Annotated in this window: 12 protein-coding genes; 6 read left to right on the forward strand and 6 right to left on the reverse strand. The window is 56.8% G+C overall.

Annotated elements, in window-relative coordinates; genetic code table 11:
* Positions 1 to 899 precede the first annotated feature (899 nt).
* The 4 genes from AABM54_RS10495 (at position 900) to AABM54_RS10510 (ending at position 5,150) form a co-directional block, all read left to right on the forward strand.
* Positions 900 to 1,526, forward strand: coding sequence for a LysE family translocator (locus tag AABM54_RS10495; RefSeq protein WP_347905309.1), 627 nt, complete (start codon positions 900 to 902; stop codon positions 1,524 to 1,526).
* A 763-nt stretch (positions 1,527 to 2,289) separates the two neighbouring features.
* Complete coding sequence (locus tag AABM54_RS10500; protein ID WP_347905311.1) at positions 2,290 to 3,636, forward strand: Wzz/FepE/Etk N-terminal domain-containing protein; 1,347 nt, start codon at positions 2,290 to 2,292, stop codon at positions 3,634 to 3,636.
* A 221-nt stretch (positions 3,637 to 3,857) separates the two neighbouring features.
* Positions 3,858 to 4,199, forward strand: a complete 342-nt coding sequence (locus AABM54_RS10505) for a DHCW motif cupin fold protein (RefSeq protein ID WP_347905313.1) — start codon at positions 3,858 to 3,860, stop codon at positions 4,197 to 4,199.
* Positions 4,200 to 4,514: 315 nt separating this feature from the next.
* The gene (locus AABM54_RS10510) at positions 4,515 to 5,150 is read left to right on the forward strand and encodes a DUF6348 family protein (RefSeq protein ID WP_347905314.1); all 636 of its coding nucleotides are present in this window, start codon (positions 4,515 to 4,517) and stop codon (positions 5,148 to 5,150) included.
* Positions 5,151 to 5,246: 96 nt separating this feature from the next.
* Here AABM54_RS10510 and AABM54_RS10515 read toward each other — a convergent pair whose 3' ends face one another.
* A complete protein-coding gene (locus AABM54_RS10515; protein ID WP_347905316.1) occupies positions 5,247 to 6,041 on the reverse strand; it encodes a Suppressor of fused protein (SUFU) in 795 nt (264 codons plus the stop codon).
* Between the two features lie 112 nt (positions 6,042 to 6,153).
* On the reverse strand, positions 6,154 to 6,801 hold the full coding sequence (locus AABM54_RS10520; RefSeq protein WP_347905317.1) for a TetR/AcrR family transcriptional regulator: 648 nt from the start codon (positions 6,799 to 6,801) through the stop codon (positions 6,154 to 6,156).
* Between the two features lie 92 nt (positions 6,802 to 6,893).
* On the opposite strand from AABM54_RS10520, the gene AABM54_RS10525 reads away from it, so the two are divergent.
* Positions 6,894 to 7,505: an NAD(P)H-dependent oxidoreductase gene (locus AABM54_RS10525; RefSeq protein WP_347905319.1), complete on the forward strand. Its 612-nt coding sequence runs from the start codon at positions 6,894 to 6,896 to the stop codon at positions 7,503 to 7,505.
* Between the two features lie 2 nt (positions 7,506 to 7,507).
* On the opposite strand, the gene AABM54_RS10530 is transcribed toward AABM54_RS10525, so the two are convergent.
* On the reverse strand, positions 7,508 to 8,221 hold the full coding sequence (locus tag AABM54_RS10530; protein ID WP_347905320.1) for a murein L,D-transpeptidase catalytic domain family protein: 714 nt from the start codon (positions 8,219 to 8,221) through the stop codon (positions 7,508 to 7,510).
* 144 nt (positions 8,222 to 8,365) lie between these two features.
* On the opposite strand from AABM54_RS10530, the gene AABM54_RS10535 reads away from it, so the two are divergent.
* Positions 8,366 to 9,937: a L,D-transpeptidase family protein gene (locus tag AABM54_RS10535; protein ID WP_347905322.1), complete on the forward strand. Its 1,572-nt coding sequence runs from the start codon at positions 8,366 to 8,368 to the stop codon at positions 9,935 to 9,937.
* Positions 9,938 to 9,989: 52 nt separating this feature from the next.
* Here the strand turns inward: AABM54_RS10535 and AABM54_RS10540 are convergent, their stop codons facing one another.
* The 3 genes from AABM54_RS10540 to AABM54_RS10550 all read right to left on the reverse strand — a co-directional run bounded on the left by AABM54_RS10540 (position 9,990) and on the right by AABM54_RS10550 (position 13,501).
* Positions 9,990 to 11,318, reverse strand: a complete 1,329-nt coding sequence (locus AABM54_RS10540) for an MFS transporter (protein ID WP_347905323.1) — start codon at positions 11,316 to 11,318, stop codon at positions 9,990 to 9,992.
* A 162-nt stretch (positions 11,319 to 11,480) separates the two neighbouring features.
* Positions 11,481 to 12,674 carry an L-2-hydroxyglutarate oxidase gene (lhgO, locus tag AABM54_RS10545; RefSeq protein WP_347905325.1) on the reverse strand — a complete coding sequence of 398 codons (1,194 nt, stop codon included), beginning with the start codon at positions 12,672 to 12,674 and terminating at the stop codon, positions 11,481 to 11,483.
* A gap of 116 nt (positions 12,675 to 12,790) precedes the next feature.
* Entirely contained in the window at positions 12,791 to 13,501 is a 711-nt protein-coding gene (locus AABM54_RS10550) for a FadR/GntR family transcriptional regulator (RefSeq protein WP_347905327.1), read from the reverse strand.
* Positions 13,502 to 13,559 lie beyond the last annotated feature (58 nt).

Here is a 13,559-nt window from a genome sequence, read left to right on the forward strand (position 1 = left end):
AGTCCCTGGCTGAAGAGGCGTCGACCAGCATGCATCCCTATGCAGCACATCAAAAATAAGAATGTGCGCGCAGGAGTGAGTTTAGGCGCGTTTCCTTTCTTTGGACGCTGGACAGGGAGTGCCGTTTTACCATGACATACGCTTTACACATGCAGTCGTTGCTCTGTTCTGATTGGGTGAGCGGAAGCTGATTGATGTGATTTTGAAGGGGGGAAGGGTAGGTGCGCGGCGGGTGAATGAGGCACTGTGGCTACTTAATGTTGAGAGCAGCCTGAAGCCTGTCTTCGTAGAGTGCTAGTTGTGAATAGTCCAGTTGATGCGTGATGTCAAAACCCGCCGCGGACCTTGCAATCAGATCCTCAAGAGCGCTGGCAACGACGTCCGCTGTGACTTGCAAGACGGCCAGGGCCGAAGCGGCTGTCTGCGATGATGAGATTTGGTAAGTCGTACATGCAGCATTCCAATGTCAGCCTTTTGTCCATTTTGATATCAATGAGCCATCTAGGCAATGGCCATTCATCGAGCGATCTATGACAACCGGCGCATCAAGCAGAAGCTAAATGGCCTAAGTCCTGTTGAATAAAGATCTCAAGGCATTCAGGCATAGATCAACGACCAGCCAACTTTTTTGAGGGCAGTGCTGTGCTCTCGAACCCATTGATAATCGGAGCAAATTCATAGGTGTACTCGAACTCACGCATCGCACCGTGGGCGGAGCAAATGCCCGGGTAGATTTCTCGCATGCGGGTGCCAGGGAGTCGCCGCACCTCTACGCCGTAGCCGCGGGTATTGCTCTGTGATCGCTGCGCCGCGCACAAGTTTGCCTTTGCAAGAGAGGAGGGGCTACAGTTTGCGCTATGTGAGGCTGGATGCCTCAATCACGCTCGGGGATAAACGCCGTGTTTCCAATCGATATCTGGCTTGCCTACACCGCAGCGTGCCTGCTTTTGGTCATCGCACCAGGTCCGGACAATTTGTTGGCCGTGGGCCGCGGACTCAGCCAGGGGAAAACAGCCGCGATATTATCGGGACTGGCATCCGGTGCAGGAATTCTCTTTCATGTGACGGCCGCTTCGTTAGGGCTGACGCTACTTATGCAGACCTCCGCAGCAGCGTTCTGGATCGTCAAGCTTATCGGTGCCGGCTACTTGCTCTGGCTAGGTATCAAGGTACTGCGCTCTCGTAACCTGCTTAGCTTTCATCCGGCAACTCGACAATCCCTGCCGAGCATTTTCCTGACAGGCTTCTTATCTGCAGCTCTGAACCCCAAGCCGGGCTTTTTCGTGTTGGCATTCATCCCGCAGTTTGTCGACCCACACCGCGGCTCGGTGAGTATCCAGATGCTGGTGTACGGCGTGTGGTTTGCCGTACTGACGGCAGTTGGATTCGCACTCATGGGTGTCTTCGCCACTGCACTCTCCGGTTTTTTACGCCGGCGACCACGGCTCGTGAATGGTCTGAACGTGGGAGCAGGGCTGACGTTTGTGGCGTCGGGGGTATCCATCGCGGCGCTCAGCCAAAAATAGTACAGGGCGCGCACGGGGCAAGGGACTCGCCTCGCTGAGCCGCACGGTAAAAGTCGAGTGTGTGTAATTAAGCTGACTGATCTGCCGTACCCGCAAAGCGATTAGCGGATGCAGGATCTGACGGCCGGGGCCACGCTGTTCTTCTGGGCGCGTCTGGTGGACCCGTTGCCAGCATTCCTCAAAGCCCTTCTGTTTCGCGCTTGCAGACTCTTTCCGAGGTTGAAAGCACGACAATCTTCCCGTGCATGGCTTCCACCTCAGCACCGTGTAGGTATTCCGTTCAGCCTCGGTCTTGTCTGCATCTCGGCCAGGCCGAAGATATTTTCCCGGGCTGTGCGCAACTTACCAACGCAGTATCTGCGGTCCCGGCGCACATCCGGGATCACTGATTTATGGTGCACTGCTTTGTGGACACAAAGCCAAGAGTAAGAATCACCTTATTTGTTTGAATATCGGCTTTGTAGCGGTCAACTAATCCCGGACACGACGTTAAGGTTTTTCTCGGCCTGAGCTGGGGCGAGCCCGACTTGCCCCAGCGTATGTTTAACGAATTGTCGAAATTCCCGGCGAGGGCGAGCAAGGACTGATCGCAGTGGCCGAACGTCAAGCCCGCGTTAGAGAGGTTTTTTGCCAAAGTACATGCGGTGGGCAATAAAATGTGTAATCATTTTGCCATGATGTAAAGGCCTGGCAAGAGACTCTTGAGCGCGTTCATCGCCTCCCACTTGTGGTGGATTAGTCTGAATATCAAGCAATTTCACGCATGTATATTGTTCTGAGATGGAATCCAAGTTTTGATTATGGAGCAAGTTGGTTGATGAATGATTTTGTGAACGCCCCTAAGATGATGCACTCAGATGAAATTGATCTGGCCGAAGTTTTTCGCTCACTGTGGATGCAAAAATTTTTGATACTGAGTGTAGTGGCTCTGTTTTTGCTGGTGGCATTTGTTTATGCCTACTTTGCGCCTCGCCAGTATCAGGTAAGCAGTGTGCTGCGTCCGGTATCGATTAACGAATTCGATGCTATCAATCATTCAGGCATCTATAAGTTGCCTCCAGGTGAAGCGCTATTAAAGGTAGGCGCAGCGCTTCAGTCTTACGATACGCGATTAGGCTTTTTTCGCGAAAATGAGGCGCTCTTCAAAGCTTTTATAGTGCCCGGCCGGACGCTGGAGCAAAACTTCGAAGAGTTTGAAGCTGATTTTAGTTCGCTCGTTGTCTCTGATCAAAAAAAAGCTGACGATTTAAATGCATTTGTTCGTATGGGTTTGATTTATCCTGTGGGCGTTAATGGTGTAGAAATTGTCAATGAATTTGTTAAGTATGCGGTCGCTACTGAACGTAAGCGGGTTACCACTGACTTGGAGGTTATCGTCGAAAACCGGTTGCGTGAACTAAATGGCAAACTGGTCGCGGCGCGTGCTCACTACGATACCGAGAAGTCAGCAAAAATCGCCTCTCTGCTTGAGGCGGATAAGCTAAAGCGTGCTCAGTTGCAAGATGAGTTGAAGGCTCTGCGGCTTCAATTGAAAGCGGAGCGTAGCGATCGGATAGCTGAGTTGAGTGAAGCTATCAGTATTGCTAGTACGTTAGGTATTAAGAAGCCCGCCACTCCATCATCTTTGGCAGACACTCAGCGAACCGGCTCAGGCAGCGTGGTGCGCACCGAGGTCAACAGTCAGCAAATCCCGCTCTACTTCATGGGTACTGAAGCACTTGAAGCCGAGCGCTCAGTTTTACAGCAGCGAAAGTCGGATGATTTTACCGAGAACCGTATCAGACAGATCGCTAAAGAGTTGCAGTTGCTCCAGGTTAATCGAGAAGCGGAAGTCTTGAATCAGCGCGTAAATGAAAATATTTTCCTGAGCGATGTTGAGCCTCTGCGTTCTGAAATAGCCCGTTTGCAGGCGCTGAATGTTGATGTGAGCAATCTTAAGCTGGTAACGGTTGATCAGATGGCGTTGCAGCCATCAGGCCCAGTCAAGCCAAACAAAGTAATGATCCTTCTGTTCGGCCTCGTGCTGGGGTTGCTCACGGGTCTGGGTGTGGCGTTGATCCGTTATTTTGTAAAGGCACGGCCTGTAGGGATGAATAGCGTTTATCGCTGAGCGATTTGATCTTTTTTTATAGCGTGATAGCGGCAGGAATTTTCGGTCGACAGGACGCCGGAGAAACGTTGCGCGCAAAACCACCGCTGGAGGCCACGGCGAAGCACGCCGTCCTGCCCCTGCTTTTCAGCGAGTAGGCCCAACCTTTTCAGGTTGGGCTTTTTCATGTCTGAAATATACTTCCAGCCATTACTTCCCAATAACCTGTAGGGAGCGGTTTGATGAAAATGGATGCTTTTGCTTTCGGTATTACGAACTGGGCGGAAATTGACAGGACGGAGCACCAGGGCGAGACGGGGATGGCCTATTGGCGAACCCGGTATTTTGGAAACTACCCCAATCAAATTCGCGTGCGCTGGGTGGAGTACACACCCGGCTATCGTGCTGACCATTGGTGTCATAAAGGGCATGTGTTGTTCTGCATGGAAGGCGAGTTGGAGACGACTCTCGATGATGGTCGAAAGTTCGTTCTGACGTCCGGCATGAGTTATCAGGTAGGGGACAATGCAGAGGCGCACCAGTCTTACAGCCGATCTGGAGCCAAGCTCTTCATTGTCGATTGAAGGGAGATGAGTTTCTGAGTGGCTCGCGGCACTGCAGGTCATTCAAAAAACAGAGAAACGCCACAAGCTCTACGACGCTGAGCCCGGGCTCTTCGCATGTCGCAGCACTTCACCGCTGAGGATTCGTATGATCCAATGTATGGCTGTTGGCCGGTAAGCCAGAGAGCGTTCTGCGCTCTGGTCGAGATATTAAAATCCGCATGACCCGGATTTCGGAGCACTTCCTGTGCTCTTGAGGCGGCAGCAGTTTAACAACGTGCTGCCGGCAGCCTGTTTGGGCTATCGAACGTTATGCGGCAAGCAATCGGAGTGCGAATGACTGAAATAAATACTCAGGATGTCTTGCGCAATATCATGACTGAACATGGTCTTGATTGCGGTGTGGAGGATGACTGGCTCCTGCCGGAAGGACGGTTACCTGCCATCCGGGCGTACTGGTATCCAGGAGAGGCATTGGGGCGTTTGGATATTCAGGTTTTTATCGAGCCGAACGTGATCATTGAGGAGTGCTTTGCGGGTTTTGGAGAGGGTGATGAAGCCTTTGGCGATGCATTACGGCGTTTCATGGACAACTCGCTTCATGTCTTTCTCTCAGCCTTTTGGGGCAAGACAGACGATGATCAGGTGTTGATCGAGAATCTTTATATCGGTGAAAAAAAGTACGTCGCTTATTTCGGCAACATCGGGATCAGATCCTCGGCGGGCGTTGATGTATCGCCCCCCAGTGAGGTATTTGGCTTGATCAAGACGGTTCTCGAAAGAGAAACGACCAGCGACAGAGTCAATTGGTGCCGGACGTACTGCGGTAACGTCAAGGGCTCCTACACCTACGAGGCGCTCCTGAATAATGAAGTCTGGCCGCGCGGCGTGGACGCATTGCAGAAGATTCAATGGCCTGAGACCGACGGCTTTTACAGCTTTCGTCACTTCTGTGTCTGTGTGGCTGCATGACCGGCCGTGTTGATCTTCTTTTTGGGCGACACGCCGAATCAACCGTCCGGGAGGTTGGGGGGGAGGCAATGTTTGAAAATCTCCACAGCTAAACAGCTAGATGAGACTCGTGCGTTTAAGGCTGCTCAAGTGCTTAACACCAGCGGCCTCCAGCCTGGCGACCAGATCGGAGCGCGCCTTGCCTCCTCCACAGCGGATGTATTCAAGTTCCGAAGCCGTTAGCAACTGAACCGGAACCAGCCTGACCGGGGACAATGGCATGTCATCCAGGCGGGTAGGGAAGTCGGGGGCGGGACCACCCAGCAGTACGCCGATAGCGTCGTCATCGGTCACAAACTGTGCGGGCAGTTGGGTGCTCAACCGGTTCGACTGACTGAAACCGGGAAGCTCCAGAGACAGTGCACCGTACTGGTCCAGTTGGGCCGTGATGCCGCCGGCTTCTGCTACCGTTTTCCCGACATGTTCGAGCAGCTCAAACGCCCAACTGTCTTGGAGAGGGCCTATGTTTCCCAATGTGCCTCGAAACGCGGCCGGCAGATCTGGCGTTTCAAGGAACAACTCCATCTCGAAACCATTGCCCAAACCTTCAGCATCCTCAAACGGATCGGACATGCCATCGGTTGCGAGAATGACGGATTCGCCGCGTCGAACAACCCGATAAGCCTGGCGCGTCGAGGGCCAGGCGGAGCCGCCTGTAAACGCTGGGCTGATGGCGTATCCCAAGACATCCTGTTCCATCGTACCCACGGATTGCCAATGATGATCCAGGCAGGCGTGGGTGCTTTCCCGCGCTGCGTGAGCGGGATCAATAGTCACGGTTTGAGCGGGAAGCCCGGTGCCCGGGCTTGAGGGTTTTTTCAATGCGTGGAGCAGTTTTTTGAAGAAGTTCATTCGCATTCCTTGCTGCGTGGAAGTGTTCTGACCTGATCGAACCGATGGGTTTCTGGATGGACAATGTGCCGCTCTGCGCGGGGTGCTCAGGTGGCGACTAGGACTGCTTAAACTAACCGCCCGCAACAAGCTCAGGCGTGTCACGTGCGCTTCTGTCGACCATGGCGACGATCGTTTCGAAGAGTTCGTCCTGCGCCTGTCCGGGGGTGATTTCTCCGGTGGCGGCGGCATGGGAAAGTGCCTCTGCGGCACCGAGCATCGCCCGAAGGCCGGCGGGCGCGATGGCACCTTCACTGGTGAAGGGGGAGAGGGCAACCCGACATTTGTTCAGGAAGATGACCTCGTACTCGCGTTTGATTTTTTCCAGTTCGGGCGAACTGGCGAGCGCTGCGATCACGCCGGGTATCTCGTTGCCCTGAAGCAGCACGCAGGTGACATAAGACGATGCGATCACCATGGCCGTGCTGGGCAGGGTCGGTTCGCTGGTTTCAAGCGCGGCGTCCATGAGCGCGGTCTGGCGTGCGTCGAATTCCTGATACAGCGCCGCCAGCAGTCCGGGCCGCGTGTTGAAGTGGTCATAGACAACGGGTTTTGTCACGCCCGCCTGCTCGGCGAGCCGTCCCAGCGTCAACGCCTCCGTGCCTTCTTCCCGGATCAGCCGCCACGCGACGTCCAGCAACTGACGTTGGCGGTCTTCCCTCGACAGGCGGCGGCGCGGTGGCGCGGCGTCGTCTGACGCTCTGGTGTCGATGCTTGACATGGCAATATACCGAAAGTAACTTACTGACCATAACTTACCAAGAGTATATAGGCTTTGCCTGTTGCCCTCAAACCGTCGCTGGAGTCTTTGGCATGCACGCACTCATTGTTGTCGCTCATCACGATCCCGGCTCCCTGACCCATAGCCTCGCGGGGCAAATCGCTGAGGGGCTGGTCCAGACCAATCCTTCCCATTCTTTTGAAATCGCGGACCTTTTCACAGAGGGTTTTGATCCGCGGTTCACCGCAGCCGACACCGCCGTCCACCACAGGGAGACGGCGCCTCCCGCCGATGTCGCCGCCGAGCAGGCGAGGGTCGACCGGGCGGATGCCCTGGTGCTGGTCTATCCCGTTTACTGGTGGTCGATGCCGGCGCTCATGAAGGGATGGATCGATCGGGTGTTCGCCAACGGCTGGGCGTTTGATTTCAGTTCGGATGCCAAACTGGTGAAGAAGCTGCATCACCTGCACGTTCACCTGGTTGGCGTTGGGGGTGCTGACGGGGAAACCTATGAGCGGCACGGTTATGCCGCCGCCATGAAGACGCAGATTGACCATGGGGTTTTCGACTACTGCGGCGCTAGCGTCGTGACGTCCGAGCTGCTGCTTGAGTCGGAAACCCGGGCCCCGGCGGGTCATCTGAACGCGGCGCGAGATTTGGGCCGCACGCTCTTCACGGCGCAGCCCTGTCAACACCGCGCCTGACGTTAGCCGTTGTTGGTGCTGAGGATGCTGGCGACCTGATGGGGTCGGCAGTTGAGGTAGGCGGAGGATTTAAGCCAGCGCTGGTCGGGATACCAGGAAAACATGAACTGGCCATCCTTGAGTTTGTCGATGACTTTGCGCGCCACTTGCGGCCGCACGGCCGGGCAACCCTGGCTGCGTCCGATGCGGCCCTGGCGCTGACTCCACAACGGGGTCACGTAGTCGGCGGCGTGAATCACAATGTCACGGTCGCGGGCACGGTCATTGAAGCCTGGCTCCAGACCGTCCATGCGCAGCGAGTAACCGTGGCTGCCCTCATAGCTTTCCTGGGTGCGGAACAGGCCCAGGCTGGACTGGTGGCTGCCCATGTTATTGGAGAATTGTGTGGCGAAGTTTTCCCCGGACTTTTGCCCATGGGCGACCAGGTCACGCAGCACCAAAGACTTCGTGCGCAGGTCGAAAATCCACAGGCGTCGTTCCGTGGAGGGTTGGGAGTAGTCGATCACCGCCAGGTGCTGGGCTTGCCGGGCGCCACCATTGACGGCGCATTGCATGGCAGAGAGGGCACTTTTTAGTGCCTGGGGATTGAGTTCCGGAGCGGCGTGCGCGAGGCTGTTGTACAACGTCTGTTGGTTGGTGCTGGCGGCGAGCGCAGGCGTGCACATGGCACCCAAGGTCATGGCGGCCAGACAGAGCCGGCGCAAAAAGGTAAGCATGCGTAAAGGGTCCCCACTGTAGTTTTGGCTCCCGACGTCCTGTCGCTCCCCCGGCGGGCCTGATTGTCCTCTGGCCAGATTACTTGCCGCCCCTGCAGCAGAGGTTGACCGTCAATACGACGGCCATCGAATGGAGTAAAGCAGTTGTTCAAAAAACACGCATGTTACTTGAGCATTTGCCTGCTCGCTGCGCCATTGGTCGCAACCGGCCAGGATGAGTTGGCCGAACTGGCAAGCCCGGTGCAGGCCGCTTTAATGCAACTGTCGGTCGATTGCCCGACCCTTGCCGCGCGTCTCGACGGGCCGGCTCAGACGCTGTTACAGGCGTTTTACCTGCAACAGAACAACGTCCTGATCTGGTCCGTCGACGGGCGTTTACCGGCCTTGCAGGCACAATTCCAACAGTTGGCCGATGATGGCCTGGACCCTGCGCGCTACAACCTGGTCGCCGGCCCGGCCGTAGGCAATGCGACGTGCACCGACATCACGATCAGTCAGCATTATCTGCAAGCCTTGCAGGACCTGCGTTATGGCCGCCTGCTGCAAGCCCGCTTCGAACCGTTGTGGCATGCCCAGCAATTGCAGCATGATCGAAACGCCGAGGTGCTTGCGATTGCCGGGCCGGGCTTGCAGGACATTGCATCGGCCTTTACCCAGGCCCGTCCTGACCTGGAGCAGTATCAGACGTTGCGTCGCCTCTATTCCCAGCAGCGCCAGCGGGTGCTGCCTCAGTGGACTACCCTCGCCAGTGGTCCTTTGCTGCGCCCGGACATGCAGGACAAACGCGTTCCGGAACTCGCACAGCGACTGTTCAGCGAGGGATACCTGACGAGCGTCTCTGCCCGTGATGGCAACACGTACGACACAGAGCTGGTGGGGGCGGTGAAGAGCTTCCAGCAAAGCCATTCGCTGCAAGCGGATGGCGTGATCGGGCCGGGCACCTTGACTGAGTTGAACGTCAGCCCGGCAGTACGACGCGAGCAGTTGCGCATCAACCTCGAACGCTTTCGTTGGCTGGCACAGGATCTGGAGCCCGATAGCCTGCTGGTCAACATTGCGGCAGCGCAGTTGACGGTTTATCAGGGTGGCAGGCCGGTCTGGCAGACACGCACCCAGGTGGGGCGTGCGGAGCGGCAGACGCCGATGCTGAAATCTTCGGTCACGCGGTTGACCCTGAACCCGACCTGGACGGTACCGCCCACCATTATGCGGGAGGACAAACTGCCGGAAATTCGTCGGGACCAGACGTTCCTCAACAGACAAAATTTGCAGGTGCTCGATAGCGATGGCCATCCATTGGCGGTGGACGAGATCGATTGGGAAAACCCTGGCAACATCCTCCTGCGCCAAAACGCCGGGCCGAAGAACCCGCTGGGGCAGATGGCTATCCGCTTCCCTAACCCGTACTCCGTTTACCTGCATGACACCCCCAGCCAGGCGCTGTTCCAAAAGGGGCCGCGCGCCTTCAGTTCCGGCTGTGTCAGGGTCGAGCATGCGTTGCAGTTACGGGATCTGTTGTTGAGCCCGGCCGAGCGTGCACGGACCGACGTGTTGTTGGCCACGGGGCTGACGCACGAATTCCGGTTGGCGGCGCCGGTGCCGATCCTCCTCACTTACTGGACCGTGCAGGTCGATAGCCAGGGGCAGTTGCTCTATGCCCCGGACATTTATGGGCGTGATGCCGCATTGCTGACGGCGTTGGGCACTCGGCACTGAGTGTCCGGCCGCGGGTGAATGGGGGCAGTTGATGCCCCCATCATGTTGCCTGTCAGTTCTTGAACGCCGAGTGCTTGCGCCCCTGGTCGCACAAGGCGAAAACCACTACCAGTACCGACGCAATCGCCAGAATGATAACCACGCCATCGGTGGAATGCGTTGCGGACGCGGACACCAGGGACAAGGCACCCAGCGGTGCCAGGCCACCGGCAATTGCCGTACCGATTTCGCGCCCGGTGCCAAAGCCTGAAGAGCGGGTCTGGGTCGGGAACTGGCGGCTCAGGAAGGACCCCTGCGGAGCGAACATCATGGGCGCAAGGATACCGGTGCCCACGCCGATGGCGATGTAGATCATCAGGCTTTCACCGGTGTTGAGCAGCGCCAGGAACGGGTAGGCAAACAGCAGGGAAAACACGCCGCCGAGCATCAGTACGGTCTTGCTGCTCCATTTGTCACACAGCCAGCCGAAGAAGGGCACGGCCACAATGGCGACCAGGCTGGCGATCGTGACCGACAGCGACGTGACGTGAACATCAACGCCTTTGAACTGGGTCAGGTAGGCCAGCGAGAAGGTTTTGAAAATGTAGCTCAGCGCGTTGTAGCCAACCGCCACGAAGAACACGACTGCCAAGCCTTTGAGGTCGTTTTTGAACAACGCTTTCAACGGCGACGCCTGGGCTTTTTTCGTTTCCTTGCTCAGCTCTTTGAACTCAGGTGTTTCGGGAATGCTGTTGCGTACCCACAGACCGACACCGACCAGCGCAATGCTGCAAATGAACGGGATGCGCCATCCGCCTGCCAGCAGGAAGTCATTGCCGTTGATGGTCAGCAGATACACCGTCAACGATGAAAGCAGCAGGCCCAGGTTCAAGCCCAGTGCAGGCCATGCGCCCTGGCTTCCGCGTTTGCCTTCGCTGGCGTGCTCGTAGGAGGTGACGGCTGCCCCGGACAATTCGGCCCCGGCCCCCAACCCCTGAATGATCCTGACGGCGACGAGGACAATCGGCGCCCAAATGCCGATCGAGGCGTAGCTGGGGATCAGGCCGATCAGGGTGGTGCACACGCCCATCATGCAGAACGTCACCACCAGCACTTGTTTGCGGCCGAACTTGTCGCCCAGGTAGCCGAACAGCACCCCGCCAAACGGACGGGCAATAAACCCGATGGCGAACGTGGAAAAGGCCAGAAGCGTCGCGGTTTTCGGGTCGCTGTTATCAAAGAAGATTTTCGAAAAAACGATCGCCGCCATCGTGGCGTACAAGTAGAAGTCGTACCACTCCAGCATGGAACCAAAGATGGTAGCCGCTGCCACTTTACGCAGGCGTTTTTTGGTTTGTTCCGGGGTTTCCGCTGAGGATTGGGTCTTTTCAATTACCGTCATTTTGTACTTCCTTTAAGTCTTTATATTTATTGTCAAGGTGACGCGTAGTGCTCTCTATTCGCCGTCGGGCGAATGGAGTGTTGTCTTGTCTTGTCTTGTGCCTGTTCGTCGGTCTGCCAACAGCCATCACCGATGCAGCGCAAGCGATTGCTGGCGGCGGGGCTAGCGGGGTTTGAAAATCCGGTCGGCGATCATTGCGCCAATCGGGATGGCTGAAGTGGCGGCGGGAGAGGGCGCGTTACACACGTGAAGCATGCGGGGCGTTTCGGCGAACAGAAAATCGTGGACCAAGGTGCCGTCGCGCATCACGGCCTGGGCGCGGATGCCCGCTTCATACGGCAGCAGGTCGTCGATGTTCAGTGACGGGCAATACTTGCGGCATTGCTCCAGGTAGCCGGATTTGAACAATGAGTTCTTCATTTCAACGCTGCCGGAGCCGAGGTTTTGCCAGATGGTTTTCCAAAAGCCCGGGAAGCTTGCGTACTGGGCCACATCTCGCCAGTTGACCGAAAACTTCTTGTAGTTTTCACGGCCCAGCCCCAGCACGGCATTCGGGCCTACGGTGACGCTGCCATCAATCATGCGGGTCAGGTGCACGCCCAGAAACGGCAGCTCCGGGTCGGGGATGGGGTAGATCAGGTGATTGACGATGTTGTTTTTCGACGCGGGCAGGCGGAAGTATTCGCCGCGAAACGGAATGATCTGGTGGTCGATTTTGACACCGGCAAGTGTCGCCAGCCGATCGGATTGAAGGCCGGCGCAGACCACCAGTTTCTTCGCGCGCCAGACACCGTCATGGGTGCTGACCGTCACGTTGTCGCCGTTTTCCTCGATAGCGGTGACGGTCTTTTCCAGGCAGATCTCACCGCCGCTGCGGCTGATGACGCGGGCCATGGTTTCACATATTTCGCGGTAATCGACAATGCCGGTGGCGTTGAGAAACAGACCGCCGAGCCCGATGATGTTCGGCTCGCGGCGACGCAGTTCATCAGCATCAAGACGCTCGACTTTCATGCCGTTGAGTTGTGAGCGCGCATACAGCGCCTCCATTCGCTCGACCTCAAGGGCGGTGGAGGCCACGAGCAATTTGCCGCAGACGTCGAACTTGATTTTGTGTTCGGTGCAGAACTGCTTGGTCGCCTCGGCGCCGCGCTTGCACAAGTCAGCCTTGAGGCTGCCCGGCGCGTAATAGATACCGGCATGAATCACGCCGCTGTTATGACCCGTCTGGTGTTTGGCCAGGACGTTTTCCTTTTCCAGAATCACCAGTGATGCGTTGGGCTGGCGTTTGAGTAACTCCATCGCGGTGGCAAGGCCGACGATTCCGCCGCCGATGATGCAAAAGTCATAAATCATTGTGGGGTTACCTTGGATCAGTGATTGTCGGTCTAGTTATCAGGTTGTCAGACTAATGAATCGGTTAAAAGCGTGCGTGCAGTAGCACGCTTTCAGGGTGTCAGGTGTTGATGGGTTTAGTCGGTGGCAGGAAGCTCGAGTTGCAGGCGTTTGGCCGATGCTCGCAAGTGAGCGTCGGCGCAGGCCGCCGCCGCATGGCGATCACCCGCGACGATGGCCTGGTACAACGTTTCATGTTCCTGGGCGGCGTCTGCCGAACCCCCGACAAAACGTGATGCCGAGTTTTCCCAGGCGGTTTTGCGTGCAGCCGCCAACTGACTCCGCAGGAAGTCATGAAAGGCCACGAAGTAGTCATTCTTGGTGGCTTCAGCGATGGCCCGGTGAAACTCAACGTCCGCCAGGGCTGCGGCTTCGAAGTCGGTGCGCTTGTCGTGCATTTCCTGCAACGCTTCTTTCATGCGTTGCAGGTCGGCTTCGTCTCGGCGCTGCGCGGCAATCGAGGCCGCCTGGGTTTCGATCCACAGGCGCATTTCGAACATCTGCGTCAGGTCCGGCCGGCGGCCGTCTTTCTTCGGGAAACGGAACACCGTCCCGGCGGGCGTCTGGGAGATAAACGAACCAAGGCCGCGCCGAGCAATCAGTACACCGTCAGCCTTGAGCTGGGCGATGGCCTCGCGAATCACTGAACGGCTGACGTTCAACTGTTCCGCCAACTGTTGCTCGGTCGGCAAGCGCGACTCAGGAGCAAGCTGCCCGGAGTCGATCTCGGCGCGAATGGCGCTGACAACACGCACTACGAGAGAGTCGGGGCGCTGAAGCTCAAACATAAGAAAACCTTGGTGATCAGGTTGTCAGACAATAGTCGGTCTGATTTTCGGTTGTCAA

The sequence above is a fragment of the Pseudomonas purpurea genome (genome assembly GCF_039908635.1).
Taxonomy (GTDB): domain Bacteria; phylum Pseudomonadota; class Gammaproteobacteria; order Pseudomonadales; family Pseudomonadaceae; genus Aquipseudomonas; species Aquipseudomonas purpurea.